Consider the following 24,648-nt stretch of genomic DNA (forward strand, 5'->3'; position numbering starts at 1 on the left):
TGGAAAAAAAAGCCACAAGGCATGACCTTGTGGCGAAAGCATGTACGAGGACCCTACCCCCTTCCCTTCCGGGAGGCAACGCCTGAGTTCAACCTTCCTCCCGAGGGCTTCCGGACGTTGACAGAGGGACCGTCCGCACGCATGATGCGCGCTTCTCAGGGCGGGGTGGAAGTCCCCACCGGCGGTGTCCCGCGTGCGCGCGGGGAGCCCGCGAGCGCTCCCGGAGGTCCGGGAGGTCAGCAGATCCGGTGAGAAGCCGGAGCCGACGGTTACAGTCCGGATGAAAGAGAAAGATGGCCGCCGTCCGCGTGCGCGGGCGGTTCTTTCCGGCCGCGCCCTGGTTCACGCCCAATTTCCAAGGAGAGCAACGTGAATCAGACCTCCCCCACTATCGACGGCACCCCCTCCCGCGACCGCGTGGCGCGGGCCCTCCAGGCCCTGCGCGCAGGCCGGGGTGTGCTGGTCACGGACAACGAGAACCGCGAAAACGAGGGCGACCTCATCTTCGCGGCCGAGTCCCTGACCACCTCCCAGATGGCCATGCTCATCCGCGAGTGCAGCGGCATCGTCTGCCTCTGCCTGCCCGACGAAAAGGTCCGGGCCCTGGATCTGCCCCCCATGGTCGGCGACAACTCCAGCCGGTACCAGACGGCCTTCACTGTCTCCATCGAAGCCGCCGAGGGCGTGACCACGGGCGTGTCCGCCGCCGACCGCGTGCGCACGGTCCAGGCCGCCATCGCCGACGATGCCCGGCCGGGCGACCTGAACCGCCCAGGCCACATCTTCCCACTGCGGGCCAGACCGGGCGGAGTGCTGGAGCGCGAGGGACACACCGAAGCCACGGTGGACCTCATGCGCCTGGCGGGCCTCAAGCCCTTCGGCGTGCTGTGCGAACTGACCAACGAGGACGGGACCATGGCCCGCATGCCCCAGATCCGGGAGTTCGGGCGGCGTCACGACCTGCCGGTGGTGACCATCGACGATCTCAAGGAATACATCCAGGACGCGGCCCGGGCCGCCGTCTGACCCAACCGCCGCGGAGCCCTCGTCGGCGCTCCGCGGCGCTCATGACCGGCCTGGACTTTTGACCGGCCGCTCTGTACGCGAACTGCCATGACTCCCGCCATCAACGCCGCCAAGAAAGCGAAAATCGCCTTCACCGTCCACGAGTACGCGCACGACCCGGCCTGCGCCTCCTACGGCCTGGAAGCCGCGGAAAAGCTGAACATCGATCCCGCGCGGGTCTTCAAGACCCTGGTCGCGGACCTCGGCGGCGAACTCGTCGTGGCAATCATCCCCGTGGAAGCCATGCTCGGCCTCAAGAACCTGGCCAAGGCCGCCGGGTCCAAGAAGGCGGCCATGGCCGACAAGGCCCTGGTCGAGCGGACCACGGGCTACGTCCTGGGCGGCGTCAGCCCCCTGGGCCAGAAGAAGCGCCTGCGCACCTTCATCGACGCCTCGGCCCAATCCCTCCCGACCATGCACGTCAGCGCCGGTCGCCGCGGCCTGGAGATCGAGCTCGCCCCGGCCGACCTAACGCGGCTGACCGGCGGGACCTTCGCCGACCTGCGCCAATAACCCCAACGGCGTTCAGCCTTCGGCGCCGTACCACGCACCAATTTGCGCGAAACCGCGCCGTCTCGCACCGCCATGGACCAGCCGCGGCCCGCATTACGCCGATCAGGCCTGATCGGCCGAACCGCCACACCCATACGGACTCCACCATCATCATGTCCGACAGAGCCACGCCATGCACGATGCGGCATGACGAAACGACGCGAATTGTCTGACACGCATTTCCCTTGACTTTTTTCCTCCACCAATGCTTAAGCAACCAAATCATACTCATAAACACGCACGACTTCCCAGGACGCGATGGCATACATCTACGGTAGCCATGGACGAGACGGCATCGCCCCTCCCTGTGCAGGGCGCACGGATATCCTTCTGCGCATCGCTCTGCCCCTGCTTTTCCTTTTCGCCCTCGCGTCGGCGGGCTTGCATGCCTTTCTGCATGGCGGCTACGTCATCACGGCGCTCTTCGCTATTTTCTTCGTTTTCCTGCTGCTTCGCTTCGAAGAACTCGGCCTGACGCTGGCCCTGCGTCTCTCGGGAGCCGACGCCGCGGCCCGCGCCAACGGCATTGTGGCCAGGACGCTGCGCCTCCTGCCCGAAGGGTACCATGTCTTCCACGGCCTGGAGTTCGACGGCGTGCGCATCGACCACGCCGTTGTCGGCCCGGGCGGCTTCTTCCTCATCGCGGTCCAATCGAACATCGGCAGGATCACGGAGGCCCGCGAAGCGCTGCGGCTGAACGGATGGCCGTTCCTGGGGGACCTCATCGGCAGAAGCTGGCGCCAATCCCGCGCGCTGCTGCGCCGTCTGGACCTGGAGAATTCCGGTGCCGTGCAGGTCTGCCCCGTGCTGTGCTTCAGCCGGGGAAGCGTCGAGACGGGACGTCTCGTGCGCGGCGTGATGGTCGCCCAGGCCTCGACCCTCGTGCGCATGATCCTCGAACACGAAAGCCCGCTGTCGAGCGAAAAGGTCCTGCAGCTGACCGACAAGCTCGCGCCCCTCGTGCGCGACGGGACGACGGAACCCGAGGCCACGCACCGCGACGCGCTCGACGGCATGGACGACGGACTCTCCGGCGCCACGGCCCAGCGACCGACCTGCAGCAAATGCCGGCATACGCCGAGCGACCTGGAAGCCCACCTGTTCCCCAACGAATGCCCACGATGCGGCCGCCTTTACGCTCACGGACACGCAGAGGAACCGACCGCCCTCGCGTCGCCCCGCACGTCCGCCGCGGCCGTGGCGGCCACCTGCCTGATCATCGCCGCCGGCTCCGCCCTGCTGGCCTATCAGGCCGGCCTGTTCGACCAGGATAGTCCCGTCACCATCCAGGCCGCGGAGGACGCGGACAACACCTCACAGCAGGCCGCAGAGGTCTCCCTGGCCCCTGCCGCGCCGACCGCGACTCCTCCCCAGACGACACGGCCATCGTCAGCGACGCAGGTCGCAGAAAAAGCCGCCGGCCCCGCCGAAGCTCACGTCCTGGAACCGGAAAACCAGACCCCGGACGCATCCGACAGTGTACAGAGCGTCAACGCCGATGACCGGGAATCCCACGCATCGCCATCGCCATCCGAACCCGTCCGCGAATCCGCCGCCATCGCCCCGGTCGGCGACGTGAACGCCACAGCCGGGACGCAAACCCAGCCCGCGCCCGCCGAACCAAAGAACCTCACCCCAGCCGAAGGAATTCTGACCATCGTCACCGCCAGGCCCACGACCCTGGTGCTGACCAACGACCAGACCTCAAAGCGTTTCGGCCCCTACGAAACCAGACCCAGCAAGGCCCTCGACATCGTCCTGCCCAAAGGCTGCTACTCCGTGGTCCTCGTGGACAGCGGACGGCGCAGGCAGACCACCGTGAGCTTCCTCGGCGACACGGGCCGGCTCGAATTCTAGCAGGGCCGCATCGCCGCGACCTTGTCCAGAGACGCCGGGGCCTCACTCTGCGCACGTTTCCATGTGCGGCGGTTCAGCCACCATGTCGAAGTACCCCGAAGTTCATGCACAACCGAATGGGGGCACTATTTCCCGTTCATGAGCACCCTCGGGCCCGCATTCCAGCCAGACAAGACGACCGCGCACCCCGTTTCATTGACAGGAAGAAAGGCGGTCCTTACTTCATGACCTGAAAGGACAGTATGGATTCATCCACGGAGGTCGAATGCTAGCCATCGCAAAAATAACGTCCAAGGGGCAAACCACGATTCCCCAGGCTGTTCGAGACGCTCTCGGCGTCCGCCCGGGAGACGCCATCGTGTGGGAGGTGAACCGAGACGGTGTGGCCAGGGTCCGCAAGGTCGCACCCCTCGACGAGGAGTACCTGAGCGCTGTGGAGGCCGGACTTTCCGAATGGAACTGCGCCGAAGACGAGGAGGCGTACCGTGATCTGTGAGCGATTCGACGTGGTTCGCGTCCCTTTCCCCTTCACGGACCGGATGGCCGTCAAGAACAGGCCCGCCCTGGTGCTTTCGGACACGGATGTGTTCAACGCGCCAAGCGGACACGCCGTCATGGCCATGATCACCTCGCTGGCCAATGCCCCATGGCCATGCGACTGCCCCATCCTGGATCTTGAATCCGCCGGCCTGCCCGCCCCGTCAAAAGTGCGCCTCAAGCTCTTCACTCTGGATCTTCGGCTCGTGCGCGGGACCCTGGGCCGATTGTCGGGCCGGGATGAATCCGCGGTGCTGGCCATGCTCACTGCCGCCTTGGCGTGCCCTGAGCCGCCAAAAAAATAGGGCCCCCGGACTTTCGCCCAAGGGCCCCGCAAGGAGGAGAAAGCCGCTTATTTGCGCAGCATGCCGGCCAGGAGGCGCAGGTGGGAGCGCTCCTCGTCGATGCAGGCCTTGATGTATTTCTTTTCCCCTTCGGGCACGAATTCCTGCATCTCCACGAAGAAGAGGATGGTGTCCTTTTCGAAGCCCATGGCCGTCTCGATGGCCTCTTCGGCCGTGCCCATGAACTGCTTCAGATGGTCCACGTCGCCCAGGCGAAAGAGCGTGTGGGAGTCGAGCAGGAACTTCAGGTAGTCCACATACTCGTCCTCCTCGGCCCAGGCCGGGAGTTCCACCTCGCCCACGCGCTCGTAGAGCTTGGCGAAGATCTCGCGGTGCTTGGTCTCTTCCCCCGCAAGGAAGCTGAACAGGTCCTTGAGTTTGGGTTCCGTCGTGGTCTCGACCAGGCGGTTGTAGAAGACCTCGCCCCTGGTCTCGACTTCCTGAGCGGCCAGGAGGATGTCGGTAGCCTTGAATATTCCAGCCATAAAACCTCCTAGAGTTCCGAAGGCAGCTCTTTGAGCTGGGCATAGGTGAAGACGGGTCCGTCGATGCAGACGTACTTCGTGCCGATGTTGCAGCGCCCGCAGATGCCCACGCCGCACTTCATGCGCTTCTCGAGCGTGGTGATGATGTTCTGGTCCTCGAAGCCCAGTTTCTTGAGGGCCTGCAGGGTGAACTTGATCATGATGGGCGGTCCGCAGGTGATGGCCACGGTGTTCTTGGGCTTGGGGTTGATCTCGAGCAGCACGTTCGGGATGAGGCCCACCTTGTGCTCCCAGCCTTCGGACGGGTTGTCGATGGTCAGGACGGTGTTGACGTCCTTGCGGCTCGTCCACTCGGGCAGTTCGGCCTTGTAGGTCAGGTCGGCCGGGCTGCGCGCGCCGTAGAGAAGCGTGATGTCTTTGTAATCCTTGCGGTTGTCGAGCATGTAGGTGAACAGGGTCCGCAAAGGGGCCATGCCGATGCCGCCGCCCACGAAGACGATGTTCTTGCCCTTCAGGTCTTCGAGGGGGAAGGAGTTGCCCAAGGGGGCGCGCACGCCGATCTGGTCGCCGGGCTGCAGCTGGTGCAGGCGGGTTGTCACCTCGCCGACGCGCATGACGCTGAACTGCAGGTAGTCCTTGCGGGTCGGGGAGGAGTTGATGACGAAGGTCGACTCGCCCACGCCGAAGACCGAGAGCTGCCCCACCTGGCCGGGCCGGAAGGTGAAGTCCTTCATGCGCTGCTCGTTGTTGAGCACGATGCGGAAGGTCTTGATGTTGTGCGTCTCCTGGATCACCTCGACGATGGTGGCCATGTCCGGGAGATAGGGATTGGCGTTCATTCGGCGTACTCCTGTGCGGCGTTGACGATCTGCCGGATATCGACTCCGGCGGGGCACTGCTTGATGCACCGGCCGCACCCGCAGCAGGCGATGACGCCCTTGTGCAGGTCCGGATAGTAGCTGAACTTGTGCCCGACGCGGTTCTTCAGACGATGAGCCTTGGTCGAGCGCGGGTTGTGGCCGCTGCCCTCCAGGGTGAAGGTGTGGGACATGCAGTTGTCCCAGGTGCGGATGCGCTGGCTGGAGAGGCCCAGGTCGTCGTCCGTGATGTTGAAGCAATAGCAGGTCGGGCACATGTAGGTGCAGGCCCCGCAGGAGATGCACTTGGCCGACTGGGCCAGCCAGAAGTCCATGTCGTCGAAACGCGCCAGGAGCTTGGCCGGGGCCGACGCATAGTCGTGGGCCTCGCCCATCAACTCGCGCGCCTTGGCGTTCTTGGCGTCGGCCTCCTTGCCCTTGTCGCCGGCGTCGGTGAACAGGGCCATCTTCATGATCTCCTCGCCCTCCGGCGTGACGGAGCGGGCCACGTAGCCCTCGCCCACCAGGGTCAGGAGCACGTCTGAGCCGCTCGGGTCGGCCGGGCCGCTGCCCACGCTGTGGCAGAAGCAGGTCGTCTCGGGCCGGTCGCAGGCCAGGGAGATGAAGACCGTGTTTTGGCGACGCTGCAGGTAGTACGGGTCCTTGATCTTGTCGGTCTCGTAGACCGGGTCAAAGATCAGCTTGCCGCGCGCCCCGCAGGGACGGCAGCCGATGACCACGTTCTTGCCCTCGGGCAGGGTCTCAATGATTTCCGGTTTTTTCTCGGGGATTTCGCGCTTGACCACCAGCAGGGTCTCGGTCTGCGGGAAGGTCGCGGCCTTTGGGGACACGGCGGCCATGCGGGAATGCAGGTCCATGACCATGCCCGGCTGGAAGCGGCGGAAGGTCACGGTGCCGCAGTCCGCCACGGGCGCCAGCACGCGGCAGGTGGCGGCCAGTTCCCCGGCCAGGCGGTTCAGGTTTTCCTTGGTGATGAATTTTTCCATTACCAGCCTCGCTCGTTGATGCGCTCTTCCTCGACCTTGAAGGTCAGGAGCGGCGGTGTCTGATCAAGGGCCTTGCCGGCCTCGTGCTGGAACACGTCCTTGACCTGCTTGTTCATGTAGCGCCGCAGGAGCATGAGCGGGATGTCCACGGGACAGGCCCGCTCGCATTCGCCGCACTCGGTGCAGCGCCCGGCCAGATGGGACACGTGGATCATCTGGAACATCATGTTCTCGGACGGCAGGTTCTCCTGGCTGACCCACAGGGGATCGCGGCTGGTCGCGATGCAGTAGTCGCGGCAGACGCACATGGGGCAGGCGTTGCGGCAGGCGTAGCAGCGGATGCAGCGGCCCATGGTCTCCTGCCAGAAGGCGAACTTCTCGGCGTCGGACTTGGCCTCGAACTCTTCCTGGCACTTCAGGCTCGCGGCCGGGGCCGGGGTGTGGGGCTTGCCGACCAGGACGTCGGAGACGATGGCGTCGGGGGCGTCGCAGACCGCGCACTTGTCGGCGCGGATGTCGGCCAGCTTCAGGGTGGCCGACTGGCCCGCCACCGTGATCTTGAGAGCGTCGTCGCCGACCTCCACGGATTCGACGAAGCCCGGGTCCGCCGGCAGGGCCGCGCGGATCTTGCGCTGGCTGATCACGCCGTCGCAGCACAGGCCGAAGATGACGACGTCTTCGCGGTTGATGAGCGTTTCGTTCATGAGCTCGATGACGCTCTTGCTGTCGCAGCCCTTGACCACGACGCCGACCTTCTTGCCCTTGAAGCCCGTCAGGTAGGTGGCCAGGTTGTGCACGGCCAGGGGGCCTATGATGAGCCGGTCCAGATCGGCTTCGGAGCGGATGAAGAGCGGCGTGGCGTGGAGCGAGTCGTAGCCCTGCTCCCAGCCGATGACGCACTCGAGCTCGCCGAGCTGGCTCTTGATGGCTGTCTTGAGATCATCCAATTGGGACATGTGTCCTCCTATGCTTGAATCGAACCGTGACAGGGGCATCCCTGCCCCTGGCTGGCCTTCACGGCCAGAGCGTTCCAGTCCACGTCGCTTTTCGGGTTGAAGCTCGGCGCGGGGCCGAGTTCGTGAATGCGGCGGGTGAACTCCGTGACCACGTGCTGCCAGCGCTGCCCTTCCGAAGCCGAGACCCAGGTGTACTCGAAGCGGCGCTCGTCGATGCCCGTGATGGGCAGGAAGCGCTTGAGCATCTCCAGGCGGCGCCGGGCGTAGAAGTTGCCCTCGGCGTAGTGGCAGTCGCGCGGGTGGCAGCCCGAGACCAGCACGCCGTCGGCCCCGTTCATGAGGGCGCGGACGATGAAGAGCGGGTCGATGCGGCCCGAACAGGGGACGCGGATGATGCGCAGGTCCGTGGGCTGCGTGAACCGCCCCACTCCCGCCGTGTCCGCGCCGCCGTAGGAGCACCAGTTACACAGGAAGCCTACTATTCGAAGTTCGCGAACATCTTGGGCGGGCATAAGGCATTCACCTCCGCGAGGATCTGGTTATCTGTGAAGTGTTCGAGCTGGATGGCGCCCTGCGGGCAGGTCACCGTACAGATGCCGCAGCCCTGGCAGACCGTGTCGATGACCTCGGCCTTGGGGTTGCCGAAGCGGTCCTGGACTGCCTTGATGGCGCCGAAGGGGCAGGTCTGGATGCACTTGCCGCAGCCCACGCAGCGGGCCGGGTTGACGCGCGAGACCGCCGGGTCGGACTCCAGCATGGCCTTGGACAGGAGGCCCAGGACCTTGGATGCGGCGGCGCTGCCCTGTCCAACCGAGGCCGGGATGTCCTTGGGACCCTGGCACGCGCCGGCCAGAAACACGCCGGCCGTATTGGTCTCGACAGGCTTCAATTTGGGGTGGCTCTCGACGAAGAAGCCGTACTGGTCCGGGGCCACGCGCAGCTTTTCGCCCAGCTGCACCGCGCCCTTGGCGGACTCGGCGCCCACGGCCAGGACCACCAGGTCGGCCGGGACCTCGACCTGCGTGCCGGCCAGGGTATCGGCGCCGCGCACGACGAGCTTGTCGCCCTTGGGATAGATCATGGCCACGCGACCGCGCACGTACTGCGCCCCGTACTCTTCCATGGCCCGGCGGACGAACTCGTCGTACAGCTTACCGGGGGAACGGATGTCCATGTAGAAGACGTAAGACTGGGAGTCCGGGATGTGGTCCTTGGTCAGGATGGCCTGCTTGGCCGTGTACATGCAGCAGAAGCCCGAGCAGTACGGACGGTTCACGGACTTGTCGCGCGAACCCACGCACTGGATGAAGACCACGTTCTTGGGCTCCTTGCCGTCCGAGGGGCGCTTGATGTGCCCGCCCGTGGGGCCCGAGGCCGAAAGCAGACGCTCGTACTGCAGGGACGTGATGACGTCCTTGTAGCGGCCCTCGCCGTACTGCGGGTACTTGTGCCAGTCGAAGAGGTCGTAGCCCGTGGCCACGACGATGGCGCCCACGTCGACGTTGACCAGTTCGTCCTTCTGCTCGAAGTCGATGCACTTGACCGGGCAGACCTTGGCGCACAGCCCGCACTTGCCCTTGGTCAGCATCAGGCAGGAAGCGGCGTTGATGGCCGCTTTCTTGGGGATGGCCTGGGGGAACGGGATGTTGATGGACGGGGCGTTGCAGAGATTCTCGTTGAAGGGGTCCGGCATCTTGCGGCTGGGGCACTTCTCGACGCACAGCCCGCAGCCGGTGCACCTGGCCCAATCGACGTAGGTGGCCTTCTTGCGGACGGTGACCTGGAAATTGCCGACGTAGCCGCCGACGCTCTCCACCTCAGCGCAGGTGTAGAGAGTAATGTTGGGATGCTGGGCGATGTCGACCATCTTGGGGCCGAGCACGCACGAGGAGCAGTCGACCGTGGGAAAGGTCTTGTCCAGCTTGGCCATCTTGCCGCCGATGCTCTGCTCGCGCTCGACCAGGATGACCTCCTGGCCGCCGTCTGCGCAGTCCAGGGCCGCCTGGATGCCGGCCACGCCGCCGCCGATGACCAGCACGCGCTTGGTCGTCTCGAAGCGCTTGGCCATGAGCGGCCGGTTGCGGCGCAGCTTCTCCACGGCCATGCGCACCAGTTCGGACGCCTTGCCGGTATTGAGGTCCTTGGTCTTGCCGATCCAGGAGACGTGCTCGCGGATGTTGGCCATCTCGAACATGTAGCGGTTCAGACCGGCGCGCTCCACGGCACGGCGGAAGGTCTGCTCGTGCATGCGCGGGGTGCAGGAGGCCACGACCACGCCGTCGAGGTTCTTGTCCTTGACCGCCTGGATGATGGCGTCCTGGCCCGGTTCGGAGCAGGCGTACATCGTGTCCGTGGAAAACACCACGTCGGGGTAGGTCAGGGCGGTGGCCGCCACGGAGGGACAGTCCACGGTGCCGGCTATGTTGCTGCCGCAATGGCAGATGAAAACACCAATTCGCATCGCGCCCTCCCTACATGGCCTGCTGCGGTTGTTTGATCCTGCCCAGGGCAAGCCTCGGATCCACACAGAGCTTCTCGAAGCCGAGCTCGGCGCGGTCGATCCCCAGGGCGTAGCCAAGGAGCTGGGTGTAGTAGAAAACCGGAATCCGGAAATTCTCGCGCAGGGCGTCGTTGATCTGCCCCTGCCGCAGGTCCAGGTTCATCTGGCACAGCGGGCAGGCGGTCACGATGGCGTCGGCGCCGACGTCACGCGCGGCGTCCAGGAGCTTGCCGGACAGCCTGTGCACGATGTCCCCGCGGGGAATGCCGTACGAAGCGCCGCAGCACTCGACCTTCAGGGGGAACGGCACCACCTCGGCGCCCAGGAGCGCCATGAGGTTGTCCATGGCCATGGGGTTTTCGTGGTGGTCGAACTTCATGACCTCGGGCGGACGGTTCATGATGCAGCCATAGTAGCAGGCGATCTTGATGCCCGAGAGGGGCTTGACGACCTTGCCCTTGATCAGGTCGGGGTCGACGTTCTCGGCCAGGACCTGCAGCACAGACTGGGTGTCCACGGCGTTCCTGCACGGCACGTCCAGCAGGGCGTTGACCTTGTCCTTGAACTCCGGGTCGTCCATCTTGTGGGACGCGGTGCGCAGGTTGGTCAGGCAGCTGGGGCAGGGTGTGGTGGCCTTGGTCATGCCCATGGACTCGACCTGGGCCAGGTTGCGGGCCGACAGGGCGGCGGAGAGAACGTGATTGACGGTGTGGGCCGGCGTGGAGCCGCAGCAGCTCCAATCCGGGATGTCCACCAGCTCCACGTCCAGGGCCTTGCACACGGCGCGGGTGGACGTGTCGTATTCCAGGGACGTCCCCTGCCCGGAGCATCCCGGATAATACGCGATTTTAAGCATTTTTGCCTCCTTTGCGGAACCGCTCGAAAATGCGCGCCACCTGCTCGCGGCCCTGGATCGGGTGCGGCTTGAACGGCAGCTTGCCGCGCATGAGCACCTGCGGGGCGAGGTCGACATCGGTGAAGACGCGGCCCGAGCGGGTCATGTACGAAGCCATGAGACCCAGTTCGTAGGCACGCCCATGGCGTTCCACGGATTCGAGGAAGGAATCGGCGAAGACCTTCACGGAACGCTCCGTGGCGTAGCCCTCCTCGCGCGCCATGTGCCGACAGACGTCCATGATCAGCGCCACGTCGATCTTGTTCGGACAGCGCGTGGTGCAGGACTGGCACGAGCCGCACAGCCAGATGGACCGGCATTTCAGGACTGCTTCCTTCTGCCCGGTCTGGACCAGACGCATGATCTGGCTGACCGAATAGTCGTAGGCGAAGGTGTACGGGCATCCGGCCGTACAGTTGCCGCACTGGTAGCAGGTCTTGACATTCTGGTGGCTGCGGGCTTCGACCTCGGCAGTGAAGCCCTGGTCGGCATCAGCGAGATTAAAGATTTGCATAGGCATACCCAACTTTGCGGTAAGGAACGGCGAGCCGTCCGGTTGAGAGGAAACCCGTCCCGGGGAAGCAGTGTACCGGATGCACCTTTTTGACACACCGCCGACACGGACGGATGACCCAAAGTGATACACAGATTCCCCCTAACTCCCCAGTTTTCGGGACTTGGGATATCTTTTAAGCAGATTCAATGCCATAGTCCCCGGAACAGGCGCTTGTCCAGCCCCGGCCCTGTTCCGGACAGCGGCCGCGACAGCCGGCACTGGCGGTTTGAGGGAAAAAATGCATTTCCGGGGGCATGCCCAAATCGGCATGCCCCCGGACGTGATGACGCGGGGCCTAGAGCAGGTGCGCCGTTTCGAAGATCCCTTCCGCCAAAGTGGGATGGGCGTGGATGGTCTTGGCCAGGTCCTTGGCCGTGGCTCCGAGCTGCAGGGCCAGGGTCGGTTCGGCGATGATGTCCGAAACGTGCGCGCCGGCCAGGTGCGCGCCCAGCAGCTTGCCGCTGTCGGCGTCGACGACGAGCTTGAACACGCCGGCCAGTTCGCCCATGGCCTGGGCCTTGCCCAGTTCGCGGAAGTTGCTCTGGGGGCAGGTCACGTTGAAGCCTTTCTCCCGCGCCTGGGCCTCGGTCAGACCCACCGTGGCCACTTCGGGCGAGGTGAAGACCGCCGCCGGAACCGCGGAGTAGTCCATGGCCTCGGACGCGCCCAGGCAGTTTTTCACCGCCACCATGCCCTCCACCGCCGCCACGTGGGCCAGCATGATCCGCGCAGGACCGAGCACGTCACCCACGGCGTAGATGCCCGGAACGGAAGTTTCCAGCCGCGCGTCGGCCTTGATCCAGCCGCGCTGGTCCGTCTCCACCCCGGCCCCGGCCAGTCCCAGGCCCGCGGTGTTGGGCACCCGGCCCACGGCCACCAGGACCACGTCGGCCTCCAGCACGCTCTCCTTCTGTGCGGACGCGGGAAGATCCTTGACGAAGGGGGAGGGCCCGAGGGTCACCTGTACGCCGGTTGCCGTCACTTCCGCCTTGGACGCCGTGCGGGCCAGCTCGCAGCCGATGCCGCGCTTCTTCATCTCGCGCTGGATGAGCTTGCTCAGGTCCGCGTCGATGGACGGGACGGGCAGGATGCGGTCCAGGCCTTCCACCACCGTGACCTTGGAGCCCAGGGCCTGGAAGATGAAGGCCAGCTCGCAGCCGATGACGCCGCCGCCGACCACGAGCATCCGGCTCGGGATGGTCTTAAGTTCCAGGGCGTCGTCGCTGGTGATGATGTGCGTGTGGTCCACGGGCAGGGTCGGCAGGTTGAGGGTGCTCGATCCCGTGGCGATGATGACCTTGTCCCCCGCCACTTCCTGCACGGCGCCGTCGGCGCCGTGCACGCGCACCAGGCCCGCGCTCACGACCTCGCCCCGGCCGCGCAGGAGCGTGACCTTGAGCTTGGCGCAGGTCTTTTCCAGACCGCCGCGCAGGATCTCCGAAACCTTGTTCTTGCGGGCCACGATGGCCGGCATGTCCGGCCGGGCCTCGCCGCCGCCGCTGATGCCGAACTCGGCCAGACGGTGGGCCGTCTCCAGGGCCTCGGCCGAGGCCTTGAGAGTCTTGGTCGGGATGCAGCCCCAGTTCAGGCAGGTCCCGCCCATGTGGGCCGCTTCGACAAGGGTGACCTGCGCCCCGGCCTTGGCCGCGGCGAATGCGGCCGTGTACCCGCCGGGGCCGCCGCCGATGATGGTGATGCGTTGCGACATGGCAACCTCCTCGTGAGTGGATTGACTCCGGGCGACAGGGCGTCCCGGTTTGCAGAATCGTTCCCGGACCGGCCCGCAGAGTCGGCCCGGGAACAGGGAGGGAAACAGAGAAAGATCAGGCCGATACGAGCTGGGCGTACTGGGCGGCCGTGATGGTCGCCTCGGACGCGTCGTCGGCCGTGATGCGCACCAGCCAACCGGCGCCGTACGGGTCGGAGTTGACCAGCTCGGGCGTGTCGCTCAAGGCCGCGTTCACCTCCACCACGGTCCCCGAGAGGGGGATGATGGCCGGGGACACGACCTTGGCCGACTCGATCTCGGCACAGGACACGCCCTGGGCGAAATGCGCGCCCGCTTCGGGCAGGTCGATGAAGATGACCTCGCCCAACTGGTCCTGGGCGAAATCGGTGATGCCGATGACGAAGGAGCCGTCACCGGCCTCCTTGGCCCAAAGGTGTTCGGCGTGGTAACGGCGGTCGTCGGGATAGGTCAGTGCGGACATGTCGGTTCCTCCTTGGGTGGAAAGATCAATGCGCCTCGGGCTTGCGGATCTCGGCCTTGACCAGAGACGCGCGCACCTTGGAGCGGTACGGCAGCAGGGCCTGATCTTCGAGCTTTTCCAGCCCCTGAACCTGCTGCGCCTCGATGAACACAGGCAGCATGCGGTCCCCGCAGGCCTCGAAGACCATCTTCGCGGCCTCGGCAACCTCGACCGGCGTGACGCGGGTCATGGCCCCGCCCTCTCCCGCGTAGGCGGACACGACAAGGCGGATCAGGTGATCCTTGTGCCCGCGGGTCAGGGCGATGCTTCGCTTCAGGTCTTCCTGGGCGATCTCGCCGCCGGCGATGGCCGGGTACAAAGCGGCAGGAGCGACCACGTCGAGGACCACGCGGCTGACGTGCCCTTCGTCCAGCACGCGCTGCAGCAGGTCGGCGCGGCGGCCGTCGGCATGCAGCTCCACGGTCAGGCCGCCCTTGGCCAGCAGGCGCACCAGGGTCACGAAGTTGTCCTCCTGCCCGGCGGGACAGGCCGAAACGTTGAGGCCCGAAATCCAGCCGTGCAGCAACTCGCTGCGCGTCACGCAGGCTTCGAGGACCCGGCCCGACAGCAGGTAGGCCAGGATCTCGCCCGTGCCCTGTTTGATGACCGTGCCGTCGTCGAAAATGGGGAATTCCACGCCTTCGGGGTTGCGGTAGATGGCGGAACGGTTGGCGCGGTAGTAGGCGTTGAAGATGTCCTTGTCGGCCTTGAAATCGTAGGCCGTGTACTCCTGTCCGCGCTCGGCCAGGAATTCCTTGACGATCTTGCAGCGCAGGCAGTCGGGGGCGGTGTAGAGGGTGATGCTCATGGTCTTTTCTCCGAAAGAGGCGCGGGAGAGGGCGACCCCTCCCCCGCTGCCGGGTTATTTGTCATCGTCGTCGACGGAGGCCACGCACAGGGCGTTGCTGCCGCCGTAGGGCACGCAGCCGTCGACGGTCACTTCCTTGGCACGGTCGCCCAGGGCTGCCGCGCCGGGAACGCGGAAGGAGAACACGTCCAGGGGCCTTATGGGCGTCTCGACGGGCTTCTTGACCTGCGGAACCCACTCGTAGGGCACGCGGTAGGCGCGGTACGTCATGTTCATGGGAACGTGCTTGCCCTTGTAGGGCGAGATGAATTCCCACACGATCTCGTGGTCAGGGGTGACCTCGAAGACGCGACCGTCGGAGCCCTCGGTGATCAGGGTGTTGCCGTTGGGCAGGCGCTGCATGCCGCTGATGAAGGGGCTGTAGAAGCGGTTGCTGTCCATGGGGAAGAGGAAGCCGGCTTCGCTGGGCGTGTACTGCCAGACGATCTTCATGGCCACGGGGTCGATCTCGAGTACCCGGGAGTAGTCGCGCAGGGCGGCCTTCACGCCCGTGGGGGCGCCGGGATTGGGCACGTCGTAGCCGCCCCATCCGCCGTTGTCGAAGATGAGGATGTTGCCGGCGCCGGGCAGCCCGGCCGGAATCATGTGGCAGTGGTGCTGGCCGATGATCCAGCCGATGGCCTTGAGCTCTGGCGTGGAGTCGTAGTCGGGGCCCAGCTTCCAGACGACCTTGCCGCTCTTCTTGTCGATGATGAAGGTGATGTTGGCTTCGCGGCCGTCGACGATGATGTTGTCCGGGTGGAAGCGCTGGTCGCCGGCGTCGTACCACTTGTTGGGCCCCAGGACGGACATGGAGTTGATGTGCATCCAGTCGCCCATGCCCTCGGGCTTGGTCGGGCGGTAGTTGGGATTGCGGGACAGGGTGTTCTTGGGGCCTTCGCGGAAGCCGAACTCCTCGAAATGCTCGTGGCAGTTCCATTCCCAGACGATCTCGCCTTCCCAGTTCACTTCAAGGATCAGGTCGTCCAGGAGCAGCTTGTCGGAAATGGCCGAATTGCGGGCGTTGCGGTGGGCCAGGACCAGGGTGTTGCCCGAGTCGGTCTTGGGTTCCATGCCCGGGGCGTAGTAGCCGACGGGGTTGCCCTCGCGCTGGAAATCGTGATGGTAGCGCGCCATCCAGCGGCCTTCATAGCCCGGGTCCTCGATGAACTCGTTCTGGTCGAATTTCCAGACGACCTTGCCTTCCCAGTCGATCTGGACCACGTCGACGCCGTCCTGGACGCTGAACTTGCCGTCGCGACGGCCGCGGCTGGACATCAGGTAGCCGCCGGGGAAGATCTTGTTGGGCATGCCGAGCACGCCCTTCCAGACGTTGTGTTCACGGCCGTTCATGTCCATGAGCACGGCGCCCACTTCCTGGGCCTGAAAAATGGTGAGACCGTTCCAGCATTTTTCGGGATCGTAAACCGTGACGCCGGTGGGATAGATGGTTGGGTGACCCATGATGTACTCCTTCTTTGTTTTATGGGGATCATGCCGGCAAGCCCCGGCAGCCTCCTTGATCTAGCTTGCATAGGAAACGTTCTTCCACGAAACGCAAGCCTGTGCTGTTGCCTTTCTTACAGTCCCGCAGAAAATTTTTGCTTTTCTTGGATAAAAAAAACTCAAGATTCTAGAAAGCTACAGCCTATTTCATTCTTTGGCGGTAAAAATTATCAAAACATTTTGATCAGCTTGAATTCCGCCCGCCAGTCCTCGGTCAGGCTCATCTTCTCATATTCCCTGTAGGCCGCACCGAGAAGTGCGCCGCCGAAGGTCACGCCGTATTCAGGCAACTTCAGGTTGAACTTGGGACCGGCGTAGAGGGTCTTGGCATCGTTTTCGAGGTCTTCCCCGTCGGCCTCGTCGGCCTGCGTCCATTCGTAATATCCTTCAAGGCCCAGATCGAGACGCGTATTCAAGGCGTAGGCGTAATGGCCGTTGACGCGCAACCGATCGCCCTTGGTGACGTCCTTGTAGCCTTCCGTGTAGATGAGGTAGCTCATGTCGGTCTCAAGGCGGTGGGAGCCGATCATCCAGGTCGCGCCCAGCCCGACCAGGCCGCCCCAGGCTCCGGTGCCTATGTTGTTGGACCCGACCTCGCCCGTGGGGACGAGAACGCCCAGATCCCAGGCCAGGTTCAGGGGAGCGCCCTTCTTCTGCGACGCGAACTGATTGTGCAGGATGGCGGTGGTGTCCCCCAGGCCGCCGGACCAGGCGTCGTTGCGTCCTTCCGTCTCAATGGTATTGAGCATGAAAGGCGTGGCCGTGCGCACGTCCCAGCCCTCGGCGATGCCGTAGCGAGTCTTGAAGACGATGTTGTGGCTGAACACTTCCCGGTCCAGTCCGTCCTCCTCGGACGTGTGCAGGTACCACTGATCCTTGTGGGCATAGCGGTAGTTCGCCACGGCAGAGAACTTGCCTACGGGAAAACCCAGGCCGCCCGCGCCATGATTCACGCCCACCGGGCCGGCAGGAACCGGAGCGGAGGCGTTTTGCGCGGCGGTACTCGAAACGGAGGGCAGGATGAAGCAACAGGCCAGTAACAGAATCGACAGAACTTTCTGACGCATGTGAATCTCCCTAGGATGTCCCGGTTGAAGAAAACGCAATCGCGACAGAGGGCGCGACCGCGAACCGCTTGTGAAACCAAGAACGACCTAAGGGAATTCCCCCGGCAAACGCTGTTGCTTTTGTTACAATCCGTGCAAACTCGTCATGAGTTCAGACCAATGGATGATTCGGGGAGAGAAGCCCGCGGGGAAATATCAAGGCCGGAAAGCGCCGTGATCCGCAAGATCGGTGGCGAGGGATTCGATTGCCGGCCGGTTCGCGGCGTGCGACGCCCGAAACTGCGGACAGATATGGACGTTCGATCCATACCTAATCCTAGCCTGCAGAGCGGAAAAGTCGCGGGGAGGGGTGAAAAACCGCGCCGGGATCGACCTATTCGTTCTGGCGCACCAGTTCATCGAACCGTTTCCTGTCCAAAACGTAGACCTCGTTGCGCGAATACGGACCCAGGACACCGGACTTCTCCAGTTCGCGAAGGGATTTGTTCAGCGTGACCCGGTGCACGCCCAAGAGGTTGGCCAGGTCCTGCTGGTTGAGGCCGGGCGAAACGACCAGGGGGCCTTTCGCCGGGGCGTCGGCCGGCTGGCGCAGGTGCAGATACTTGCAGATGCGGGACGGCAGGTCGTCGAGGCTCAGACTGACAGCCTGATTGCTCAACACCCGGACCTTGAGGGCGAGGGACCGGAACAGGGCCAGCATGAGGTCGGGATGGGCGGGCAGAATCTGAGACAGGACGCACTGCCGGGCAAAGGCGTAAACCGTGCAGTCCTCGGCGGCGACCATGGCGCTGCGGGCCGGGAGCTCGTCGAAAAACGGGGTTTCGCCGAACAGGGAGTCAGGGCCTATGGCCCAGATGATCTTTTCCCGGCCGTCCATTGTTGTCCGCAACAGCCAGATCTCTCCCCGTTCCAAATAATAAAGGGAACCGGCGTCAGACCCGTGGGGAGAGACGTGGGTTCCCTTGGCGAATTTCATCCTCCGCCCCTGGGACAGGACCTTGCGCCAGCATTCCGCCACGGATGGGATGCGGGAAAACTCCAGTTCATTGAGTCCGCCATCGATTTTTTCCGCTGTCATCGGCCACTCCTCGGGCTCACGTGCGCAGGATTGCGGCTTGTCGCGGGAAGATTCCCGACCGCGCCCGGATTCCGAATGCGGAACGTGCACGCGCCATCCCTGGCCTGGTCGTGAAAAAAATGACAATATTCGATGTCAACCTTGAAAAATGTGGCGTTTGTTACAGCACGGTTGCTGCCGCCCCCGTATTCTCCATATAACATTTTTCCAAAGGAGAGTTCCCATGGCCGCAACACAGTCTATGTTCGAAAAAGGTACCCTGGTCAAATGGGCCTTGAGCTTCGCCGTTCCTCTCGCCGTCTTCGCGGCCATGCCCGTGGACGGCACCGTCGTGACCAAACCCATGGCCATGTTCCTGGCCATCACCGCCTGGGCGGTCACGGTCTGGGCCACGGACATCATCAACGAAATCGCCGTGGGCCTGGCCCTGCCCGTGCTGTATGTTGTCTTCTGCGGCGTGAAGCAGCAGGCCGTGTACACGCCGTGGCTGTCCGAAGTGCCCATCATTGTCATCGGCGGTTTCGCCCTGGGCAAGATTCTGCAGGACACGGGCCTTGGCAAACGCATCGGGCTGACCTGCGTGCGGGCCATGGGCGGCAGCTTTGTCGGCGCCCTCTGGGGCCTGACCCTGGCGGTCTTCATCGTCGCCCCCCTGGTCCCGGCCGTGACGGGCAAGGCGGCCATTTTCTGCGCCATCGCCATCAGCCTGTGCGAAGCCCTGGATTTCAAGGAGAAGAGCCGCGAGGCAACGGCGGTCCTCATGGCGGCCTGTCTGGCCGTCATGTCCACGAAGATCTGCTACCTGACCGGCGGGGCCGACACGGTCCTGGGCATGGGCCTGGTGGAAAAGGTCACGAACACCAAGACCACATGGATGGAATACGCCTACCACAACTTCCTGCCCGGCACGCTGTACACGATCATGTCCCTGTTGCTGGTCACCTTCCTGCTGCCGTCCAAGGTGGACCGCAAAACCCTGCAACCGGTCCTGGAAGCCAAATTCAAGGAAATGGGCCCCGTCACGCGGGAACAGAAGACCGCCTCCATCCTCATGCTCCTGACCCTGGTCCTGCTGGCCACGGACAAGCTGCACGGCGTGGCGGCGGGCTTGGTGCTCATCCTGATCACCTTTGCGGCCTTTCTGCCGGGCATCAATCTTCTGAACGGGGCCCGGTTCGGAAAAATCAATTTCGCCCCGCTGTTCTTCATCATGGGCTGCATGACCATCGGCAGCGCCGGCGGAGCCCTCAAGGTCACCGAATGGGTCGCCAACATGCTGCTCCCGTATTTTCACGACATGAGCAGTTCCTCCGCCAGCGCCACGGCCTACGTTTTCGGGGCGGCGGTCAATTTCCTTCTCACCCCGCTGGCCGCCATCACGACCATGACCTCGCCCCTGGCCGAACTCGGCCTCAAGTTGGGAATGGACCCCCGTATGCTCTACTACTCCTTCGCTTACGGACTGGACAATATCATCTTCCCTTACGAGTACGCGGTGCCCCTGTATTTCTTCAGCACGGGCTACATCCTTTTCACGGACTTCATCAAAGTCATGGCCGTGCGCATGGTCCTTGCGGGCTTGTTCGTCGCCTTCATCGCCATCCCGTTCTGGAAATTCGTTCTCTAGCTGCACACGCCCCCTCCCCTGCCCGGGCCCTGACCATGGCGCCCGGGCAGCTTCCCCCCGGTCCTGCACGCTCTTCGAACTGCCCGGCTGACTGCGCCCAAGCGCTTGATCCCCTCATAGGGACCAGGGTCAGCAACCTTACGGACAAAGATTACCTTGAATAACGGCTCGAATACGTACATATTTGGAATACGAAGACGTTCGTGCCGCGCTTTTTCCGCTGCCCTTCTGGCTCGTTCGGACGCATCGTCCAGGGCATTCGGACCGGCTCCCGATCGCCAAACCTCCAGCGCCTGAGGAGAAAACATGACCGGCAACAATCGACGCTGGGAGCGCCAGCCCGTCGAGGTGCAATGCCTCATCAGCTATGCCGACGGCATCCCGAACCCGGCCCGGGCCAGCATCGTCAACCTGAGCCCAGGCGGGTTGATGCTCGCCGCGGAGCAGAATTTCATCGCCAACGAGCGCGTGTCCATCACCCTTGAGGACGGCAATGACTCCCTGCTCTTCGAATTCGCCGAGACCATGCGGGGCACCGTTCGCTGGAGCCAGGCGACGGCCGGGCGCGGCCGCTACCATGTGGGCGTCGCCCTGGAGGCGGAGCTGCCGACACGAATTGTGCTGACTGAACAATAAACAAGCCGTATTCTGCTTGTCTTGTATCCCCTTGTCTTCTAATGGTACGGGGAGATACTGATTTTTCGTCACTCGTACATTCATAATCCCAGGACCACCAATGCCAGACGAGACGCCCCGGAACAGAAAATGGGAACGGTACGGATGCCTGCTCCCATGCCGCGTCATCCCCGAGAAGGAAGCCGACATGTTCATCTCGGCCCGCATCATCAACATCGGTCGAGGCGGGGTGCTCATTGAAGCCGACTACGACTTCCCCACCGGCGCCAGAGTCATCATCGCCACAGGTGCGGAATCGGAAGCGGACCGCTTCGGGGGCCTCGAGGAGGTGCATGGCACGGTGCGCTGGGGACAGCTCGACAAGGTATCCCTGATGGGCCTCTTCTACATTGGCATCGAGTTCGACGATCTCCTGCCCCTCAAGCAGGCCGCCACGCAGAAGTCCTGATTTATGTGAGCCCTGCTGCAGAAACCGGAATCGTTCATTCCGGACCGAAGTCGCCATAACCAAGCCATCTGATCAAGAAAAAAGGGGCCATCAGGGTTGCGCGTCCATGGGATTGTCAGTCGCGACAGTCAACTCTGGACGTGCTCAACCAGAATGGATCATTGTGGAAGCCCGTCATCGCGAGGCGTCTTCGCCGTGGTGATCCATGCCTCGTCCGCCTTTGTCGACCGAATATCTGGATTGCTTCGTCGAAGACTCCTCGCAATGACGATGACGGGGCACTTGTGGCGATGCGCTCGGTTCAACATTCAACGACGTGAGTGGGCATCCAATGACAGCCTGGATGCTCTGACCGGATGAGCCAAAAAAAGGGATTTTGTCGCCAAAATCCCTTTTCGTCTTTCGGGGCTCAGATCCCCCTGTCGCCCGGTTCAGGCTTTGGGCTTTTTGGACGGGCCTGAAGCCCGGTTGCCGAGGCCGTTCTCACGTTCCACCCGCTTGAACCCGAAATCGAGCAGTTTGGCGGTCTCACGCTGACGCACGGCGGAATTCTGCGCGCCGAGCACGACGGCCAGCAGGCGGGTGTTGCCGCGCTTGGCCGTGGCGGTGATGTTGTAACCCGCCTCGCAGACGAAGCCGGTCTTCAACCCGTCCGCCCCTTTGTACGTCTTCAGGAGCGAATTGGCGTTGCGGTGGGTCGACCCGTGGAAGGTGTGGGTGGTCATGGAGTGAATCTGCAGCGACTCGGGGAAGCTGCGCAGATAGTTCATGGAAAGTTTGGCGATGTCCCTGGCCGTGGAGAGCTGTGCCCTGTCGGGCAGGCCGCTGGGGTTCCTGAAACGGCTGCTGGTCATGCCGATCTTTCTGGCCTTTTCGTTCATCTGCGCCACGAACTTCGACGGGTCGCCGCCGCCCATGTACTCGGCCACGGCCACGCAGGCGTTGTTGGCCGAGACCACGCTGATGCCCTTGATGAGTTCGCTCAGGGGGACCTTCTCCCCGCGCTTGAGGCGCATGCGCGAGCCGCCCGTCTGGACAGCCGCCGTACTGACGGGGATGGGCGTGGAGGCCGAGATGCGGCCCTGGGCAATGGCTTCGCGAATCAGATAGAGCGTCAGCAGCTTGGTGATGGAGGCGGGCTGAATGGTCTTGTCCGCATTGTGTTCGTAGTAGACTTGGCCCGTGGTCATGTTGATGAGGATGGCAGACTTGACGTTGAGAAAGAGATCCTTGGCCGACGCCGTTCCGTCATCACCGGCCGGGGGCCGGACCCTGATCCCGGCGTCCGGTTCGACGGCCGCCACGGCCGGCGCATCCTGGGCGTCAGGCATGACGGCCTCGACCGTGGAAACTTCGTCCGCAGGCGCTTCGGTCACGGGAGCCTCGACAGTCTGCGGCATTGCGGGAGACGGCGCGGAAACGGACCGACGCACAACGTTCTTGGAACTCTTCTTGGCTGGGGTAGCGGTCTTGACGGCTGCGGACTTGGTCTTCGCAGCCGACGGGGCCTTGGTCTTCTGCACGGTCTTGGCGGACCCTGACTTCTTCGAGGACGCCGCGGCCTTGGTCTTCTTCACCGACTTGGCGGGCTGGGCCTTCACTTTCTTGGCTGCCGGAGCCGGAACCGAAGCGACATTCGCCGGGGCCTTTGCCGGAGCCTGGACCTGCTCGGTCTTGGCGGACGGACTGGCGGGCTTGGATTCGGGCCGCGGAGCGATGGAGGCCCTATAGACATGCGAGCCGGAGGGCGCAGTGGCGACCGCGATGGGCCCGGCCTGGCTGGCGGAAACTGCAACGACAAGAAGAAAACACAGAAAATTCAGAAAAGCTCGTTTCTTCATGGGCCTTGCCATACGGTTGATGCAGACACAGGTCAAGGAAGAATGCGGTCAAAAAAACAGACTTTAATCTGCAAATTCAACACACTAGATCTTCACATCGTCGCCATGGCGGCAACAAGCCGCCCTGCAGACGCTCATGTCTTACAGCAAAACACCATGCATTTCAACCTGAAGCGGCAAAAAAACACTCGCAATGCGAGAGGATACAAGGGCTTTCCGCACGCTGTTGCCGTGGCGCCCATCTGTAGGACACACCCAACAATCTCCACCACGGGCGAGAACGAAAATCCGAACGATCCGCATCCACATCGGCACTGCGTGTGCGCGCAGAAAGGCGAAAACGGCGACAAGCCGCCCTGTCGCCGTTTCGGGACATGAACTCCCGCCGAAGCGGATCATCCGCAGCCCGTTCCCATCCCTGCGCAGCCGGCCTTGTGGTGGCGGGTTCTGTAGCGGGTGATGTCCCCGCCCTGGAAATGCTCTGCAACAATCCCGGCAATGAGCCCGTTGCATTCCAGAACAGAAATCCCGTGTTCGCCCAGGACCTGCTTGGGCTGCTTGCCCGCCGCTTCGACCAGGACGAGGGAACAGTCGTGCATGATTTCCGCCAGCCTGTGCCAGCGGTCCGGTCCGCAGCCAACCTCCGGCGCGGCCCGCTCCTCGATCATGCGCGCGCCCTTGCCCTGAGGCGCCCAAATCTGGAAGGACGGCGCCTCGCCCAGATGCATGTTGACGAGCATGCCTTCACGGGTGGCCACGGCCACATAGGGTTTGGCGTTCTTCTTACCGCCACAGGCCAGAGCGTTCAGGGTCGGGATGAGCTCGCTGGAGCGGTCCGAGCACAAGAGGCCCACGGCGTCGGCCCGGCAGCGACGGCAATGGGTCATCTGGGGGATCATTTGGCCGTTTTTCGCCCGCAGTTCGTGAACCAGTTCCTTCGAGGGCTCCTCCATGTCCGCAAACGGTGTATCGCCCGTGGGGTGCAGGGGGATGAGATTCTGGATGTCGGCCCCGAGCTCCGCCGCCACCCTGGCCACTTCGGCCAGATGCCCGTCGTTCACGCCGGGGATGATGATGCTGTTGACCTTGACGGTCACGCCTTTGGCCTTGAGCAGGCGGATGGATTCGAGCTGCCGCTCCAGGAGCAGTCGGGCCCCTTCCACACCCCGGTACACGACCTTGCCGACGCGCACCCAGGAATAGATCTTCGCCCCGATCTCGGGGTCCACGGCGTTCATGGTCACGGTGACATGGGTCACGCCAAGCTCTACAAGCCTGTCCACATGCTCGGGCAGGGCCAAGCCGTTGGACGACAGGCAGTAGAGCATACCGGGGTATTTGGCGTTTATGCGCTCGATGGTGGCGATGGTCTTCTGGGCCTCGGCCATGGGATCGCCGGGCCCGGCGATGCCGACCACGGTGATGCGCGGCTCCTTCTTCAGCACCTCGTCCAGGTACTCCACGGCCCTGTCCGGCGGCAGCACGGCGCTGGTCACGCCGGGACGGGACTCGTTCACGCAGTCGTACTTGCGGTTGCAGTAGTTGCACTGGATGTTGCAGCCAGGCGCCACGGGCAGGTGCACACGGCCGCAGGAACCGGAGGAACTCTTATTGAAACAGGGATGCTTGGATCTGTCTTTGGCTTCGGACATGGTGTCCTCCCTTGTATGTTGGCGCGTCTGAGACGCTTATGAAATCCGGAGATGGATTCCCGCCTTCGCGGGAATGACATCGGGGT

24 protein-coding genes and 1 riboswitch are annotated in these 24,648 nt (G+C 63.8%); of the genes, 8 read left to right on the forward strand and 16 right to left on the reverse strand.

Annotation, left to right across the window (positions count from 1 at the left end; all coding sequences use genetic code 11):
• The first annotated feature begins 147 nt into the window (after positions 1 to 147).
• Positions 148 to 296, forward strand: a riboswitch (FMN riboswitch).
• 73 nt (positions 297 to 369) lie between these two features.
• The 5 genes from ribB to G394_RS18645 all read left to right on the forward strand — a co-directional run bounded on the left by ribB (position 370) and on the right by G394_RS18645 (position 4,316).
• On the forward strand, positions 370 to 1,026 hold the full coding sequence (gene ribB / locus G394_RS0109000; protein ID WP_028577372.1) for a 3,4-dihydroxy-2-butanone-4-phosphate synthase: 657 nt from the start codon (positions 370 to 372) through the stop codon (positions 1,024 to 1,026).
• Between the two features lie 87 nt (positions 1,027 to 1,113).
• Positions 1,114 to 1,578, forward strand: a complete 465-nt coding sequence (ybaK, locus tag G394_RS0109005; protein ID WP_028577373.1) for a Cys-tRNA(Pro) deacylase — start codon at positions 1,114 to 1,116, stop codon at positions 1,576 to 1,578.
• Positions 1,579 to 1,875: 297 nt separating this feature from the next.
• Complete coding sequence (locus G394_RS0109010; RefSeq protein WP_028577374.1) at positions 1,876 to 3,474, forward strand: nuclease-related domain-containing protein; 1,599 nt, start codon at positions 1,876 to 1,878, stop codon at positions 3,472 to 3,474.
• A 265-nt stretch (positions 3,475 to 3,739) separates the two neighbouring features.
• Positions 3,740 to 3,970, forward strand: a complete 231-nt coding sequence (locus G394_RS0109015; RefSeq protein WP_028577375.1) for an AbrB/MazE/SpoVT family DNA-binding domain-containing protein — start codon at positions 3,740 to 3,742, stop codon at positions 3,968 to 3,970.
• Positions 3,960 to 4,316 carry a type II toxin-antitoxin system PemK/MazF family toxin gene (locus tag G394_RS18645; protein ID WP_156902554.1) on the forward strand — a complete coding sequence of 119 codons (357 nt, stop codon included), beginning with the start codon at positions 3,960 to 3,962 and terminating at the stop codon, positions 4,314 to 4,316. The genes G394_RS0109015 and G394_RS18645 overlap by 11 nt, the downstream gene beginning before the upstream one ends.
• Positions 4,317 to 4,363: 47 nt before the next feature.
• Here G394_RS18645 and G394_RS0109025 read toward each other — a convergent pair whose 3' ends face one another.
• From G394_RS0109025 to G394_RS0109090, 14 genes are all read right to left on the reverse strand, one after another.
• Complete coding sequence (locus G394_RS0109025; protein ID WP_028577376.1) at positions 4,364 to 4,840, reverse strand: ferritin-like domain-containing protein; 477 nt, start codon at positions 4,838 to 4,840, stop codon at positions 4,364 to 4,366.
• Between the two features lie 8 nt (positions 4,841 to 4,848).
• The gene (locus G394_RS0109030; RefSeq protein ID WP_028577377.1) at positions 4,849 to 5,679 is read right to left on the reverse strand and encodes an FAD/NAD(P)-binding protein; all 831 of its coding nucleotides are present in this window, start codon (positions 5,677 to 5,679) and stop codon (positions 4,849 to 4,851) included.
• Positions 5,676 to 6,704 carry a 4Fe-4S dicluster domain-containing protein gene (locus G394_RS0109035; RefSeq protein ID WP_028577378.1) on the reverse strand — a complete coding sequence of 343 codons (1,029 nt, stop codon included), beginning with the start codon at positions 6,702 to 6,704 and terminating at the stop codon, positions 5,676 to 5,678. Before G394_RS0109035 ends, G394_RS0109030 begins: the two co-directional genes overlap by 4 nt.
• Positions 6,704 to 7,660, reverse strand: coding sequence for a 4Fe-4S dicluster domain-containing protein (locus tag G394_RS0109040; RefSeq protein WP_028577379.1), 957 nt, complete (start codon positions 7,658 to 7,660; stop codon positions 6,704 to 6,706). The genes G394_RS0109035 and G394_RS0109040 overlap by 1 nt, the downstream gene beginning before the upstream one ends.
• A gap of 8 nt (positions 7,661 to 7,668) precedes the next feature.
• Positions 7,669 to 8,172: a hydrogenase iron-sulfur subunit gene (locus G394_RS0109045; RefSeq protein ID WP_028577380.1), complete on the reverse strand. Its 504-nt coding sequence runs from the start codon at positions 8,170 to 8,172 to the stop codon at positions 7,669 to 7,671.
• Positions 8,139 to 10,121 (reverse strand): CoB--CoM heterodisulfide reductase iron-sulfur subunit A family protein, encoded by a 1,983-nt coding sequence (locus G394_RS0109050; protein ID WP_028577381.1) that lies wholly within the window; start codon positions 10,119 to 10,121, stop codon positions 8,139 to 8,141. The genes G394_RS0109045 and G394_RS0109050 overlap by 34 nt, the downstream gene beginning before the upstream one ends.
• 10 nt (positions 10,122 to 10,131) lie before the next feature.
• The gene (locus G394_RS0109055) at positions 10,132 to 11,016 is read right to left on the reverse strand and encodes a CoB--CoM heterodisulfide reductase iron-sulfur subunit B family protein (protein WP_028577382.1); all 885 of its coding nucleotides are present in this window, start codon (positions 11,014 to 11,016) and stop codon (positions 10,132 to 10,134) included.
• Positions 11,009 to 11,569 carry a 4Fe-4S dicluster domain-containing protein gene (locus G394_RS0109060; RefSeq protein WP_028577383.1) on the reverse strand — a complete coding sequence of 187 codons (561 nt, stop codon included), beginning with the start codon at positions 11,567 to 11,569 and terminating at the stop codon, positions 11,009 to 11,011. Before G394_RS0109060 ends, G394_RS0109055 begins: the two co-directional genes overlap by 8 nt.
• A 337-nt stretch (positions 11,570 to 11,906) precedes the next feature.
• Complete coding sequence (lpdA, locus tag G394_RS0109065) at positions 11,907 to 13,319, reverse strand: dihydrolipoyl dehydrogenase (protein WP_028577384.1); 1,413 nt, start codon at positions 13,317 to 13,319, stop codon at positions 11,907 to 11,909.
• A gap of 115 nt (positions 13,320 to 13,434) precedes the next feature.
• Positions 13,435 to 13,821: a glycine cleavage system protein GcvH gene (gcvH, locus tag G394_RS0109070; RefSeq protein WP_028577385.1), complete on the reverse strand. Its 387-nt coding sequence runs from the start codon at positions 13,819 to 13,821 to the stop codon at positions 13,435 to 13,437.
• Positions 13,822 to 13,846: 25 nt separating this feature from the next.
• Positions 13,847 to 14,668 (reverse strand): thioredoxin domain-containing protein, encoded by an 822-nt coding sequence (locus G394_RS0109075; protein ID WP_028577386.1) that lies wholly within the window; start codon positions 14,666 to 14,668, stop codon positions 13,847 to 13,849.
• 54 nt (positions 14,669 to 14,722) lie between these two features.
• Positions 14,723 to 16,171 carry an aryl-sulfate sulfotransferase gene (locus tag G394_RS0109080; protein WP_028577387.1) on the reverse strand — a complete coding sequence of 483 codons (1,449 nt, stop codon included), beginning with the start codon at positions 16,169 to 16,171 and terminating at the stop codon, positions 14,723 to 14,725.
• A gap of 212 nt (positions 16,172 to 16,383) precedes the next feature.
• Positions 16,384 to 17,280, reverse strand: a complete 897-nt coding sequence (locus tag G394_RS0109085) for a transporter (RefSeq protein ID WP_028577388.1) — start codon at positions 17,278 to 17,280, stop codon at positions 16,384 to 16,386.
• Positions 17,281 to 17,653: 373 nt separating this feature from the next.
• Complete coding sequence (locus G394_RS0109090; RefSeq protein WP_051307081.1) at positions 17,654 to 18,358, reverse strand: Crp/Fnr family transcriptional regulator; 705 nt, start codon at positions 18,356 to 18,358, stop codon at positions 17,654 to 17,656.
• Between the two features lie 223 nt (positions 18,359 to 18,581).
• Between G394_RS0109090 and G394_RS0109095 the strand changes: the two genes are divergently transcribed.
• From G394_RS0109095 to G394_RS0109105, 3 genes are all read left to right on the forward strand, one after another.
• Positions 18,582 to 19,985, forward strand: a complete 1,404-nt coding sequence (locus tag G394_RS0109095; protein WP_051307082.1) for an SLC13 family permease — start codon at positions 18,582 to 18,584, stop codon at positions 19,983 to 19,985.
• A 306-nt stretch (positions 19,986 to 20,291) separates the two neighbouring features.
• Positions 20,292 to 20,621, forward strand: coding sequence for a PilZ domain-containing protein (locus tag G394_RS0109100; RefSeq protein ID WP_028577391.1), 330 nt, complete (start codon positions 20,292 to 20,294; stop codon positions 20,619 to 20,621).
• A 100-nt stretch (positions 20,622 to 20,721) separates the two neighbouring features.
• The gene (locus G394_RS0109105) at positions 20,722 to 21,069 is read left to right on the forward strand and encodes a PilZ domain-containing protein (RefSeq protein ID WP_028577392.1); all 348 of its coding nucleotides are present in this window, start codon (positions 20,722 to 20,724) and stop codon (positions 21,067 to 21,069) included.
• 431 nt (positions 21,070 to 21,500) lie between these two features.
• On the opposite strand, the gene G394_RS20175 is transcribed toward G394_RS0109105, so the two are convergent.
• Both G394_RS20175 and nifB read right to left on the reverse strand, forming a co-directional pair.
• The gene (locus tag G394_RS20175; protein ID WP_051307083.1) at positions 21,501 to 22,910 is read right to left on the reverse strand and encodes a D-alanyl-D-alanine carboxypeptidase family protein; all 1,410 of its coding nucleotides are present in this window, start codon (positions 22,908 to 22,910) and stop codon (positions 21,501 to 21,503) included.
• Between the two features lie 395 nt (positions 22,911 to 23,305).
• Positions 23,306 to 24,562 (reverse strand): nitrogenase cofactor biosynthesis protein NifB, encoded by a 1,257-nt coding sequence (gene nifB, locus G394_RS0109115; RefSeq protein ID WP_028577393.1) that lies wholly within the window; start codon positions 24,560 to 24,562, stop codon positions 23,306 to 23,308.
• Between the last annotated feature and the right edge of the window lie 86 nt (positions 24,563 to 24,648).

The organism is Desulfomicrobium escambiense DSM 10707 (assembly GCF_000428825.1).
Lineage (GTDB): Bacteria > Desulfobacterota > Desulfovibrionia > Desulfovibrionales > Desulfomicrobiaceae > Desulfomicrobium > Desulfomicrobium escambiense.

Coding starts and splice junctions, on each gene's coding strand:
- G394_RS0109080 (WP_028577387.1), bottom strand. CDS start 16,171: ATGGGTCACCCAACCATCTATCCCACCGGCGTCACGGTTTACGATCCC.
- G394_RS0109095 (WP_051307082.1), top strand. CDS start 18,582: ATGGCCGCAACACAGTCTATGTTCGAAAAAGGTACCCTGGTCAAATGG.
- G394_RS0109025 (WP_028577376.1), bottom strand. CDS start 4,840: ATGGCTGGAATATTCAAGGCTACCGACATCCTCCTGGCCGCTCAGGAA.
- G394_RS0109015 (WP_028577375.1), top strand. CDS start 3,740: ATGCTAGCCATCGCAAAAATAACGTCCAAGGGGCAAACCACGATTCCC.
- G394_RS0109075 (WP_028577386.1), bottom strand. CDS start 14,668: ATGAGCATCACCCTCTACACCGCCCCCGACTGCCTGCGCTGCAAGATC.
- G394_RS0109030 (WP_028577377.1), bottom strand. CDS start 5,679: ATGAACGCCAATCCCTATCTCCCGGACATGGCCACCATCGTCGAGGTG.
- G394_RS0109060 (WP_028577383.1), bottom strand. CDS start 11,569: ATGCAAATCTTTAATCTCGCTGATGCCGACCAGGGCTTCACTGCCGAG.
- ybaK (WP_028577373.1), top strand. CDS start 1,114: ATGACTCCCGCCATCAACGCCGCCAAGAAAGCGAAAATCGCCTTCACC.
- G394_RS0109035 (WP_028577378.1), bottom strand. CDS start 6,704: ATGGAAAAATTCATCACCAAGGAAAACCTGAACCGCCTGGCCGGGGAA.
- G394_RS0109090 (WP_051307081.1), bottom strand. CDS start 18,358: ATGACAGCGGAAAAAATCGATGGCGGACTCAATGAACTGGAGTTTTCC.
- G394_RS0109105 (WP_028577392.1), top strand. CDS start 20,722: ATGCCAGACGAGACGCCCCGGAACAGAAAATGGGAACGGTACGGATGC.
- G394_RS0109045 (WP_028577380.1), bottom strand. CDS start 8,172: ATGCCCGCCCAAGATGTTCGCGAACTTCGAATAGTAGGCTTCCTGTGT.
- G394_RS0109040 (WP_028577379.1), bottom strand. CDS start 7,660: ATGTCCCAATTGGATGATCTCAAGACAGCCATCAAGAGCCAGCTCGGC.
- G394_RS20175 (WP_051307083.1), bottom strand. CDS start 22,910: ATGAAGAAACGAGCTTTTCTGAATTTTCTGTGTTTTCTTCTTGTCGTT.
- gcvH (WP_028577385.1), bottom strand. CDS start 13,821: ATGTCCGCACTGACCTATCCCGACGACCGCCGTTACCACGCCGAACAC.
- lpdA (WP_028577384.1), bottom strand. CDS start 13,319: ATGTCGCAACGCATCACCATCATCGGCGGCGGCCCCGGCGGGTACACG.
- G394_RS0109050 (WP_028577381.1), bottom strand. CDS start 10,121: ATGCGAATTGGTGTTTTCATCTGCCATTGCGGCAGCAACATAGCCGGC.
- G394_RS0109085 (WP_028577388.1), bottom strand. CDS start 17,280: ATGCGTCAGAAAGTTCTGTCGATTCTGTTACTGGCCTGTTGCTTCATC.
- G394_RS0109010 (WP_028577374.1), top strand. CDS start 1,876: ATGGCATACATCTACGGTAGCCATGGACGAGACGGCATCGCCCCTCCC.
- G394_RS0109055 (WP_028577382.1), bottom strand. CDS start 11,016: ATGCTTAAAATCGCGTATTATCCGGGATGCTCCGGGCAGGGGACGTCC.
- G394_RS0109100 (WP_028577391.1), top strand. CDS start 20,292: ATGACCGGCAACAATCGACGCTGGGAGCGCCAGCCCGTCGAGGTGCAA.
- nifB (WP_028577393.1), bottom strand. CDS start 24,562: ATGTCCGAAGCCAAAGACAGATCCAAGCATCCCTGTTTCAATAAGAGT.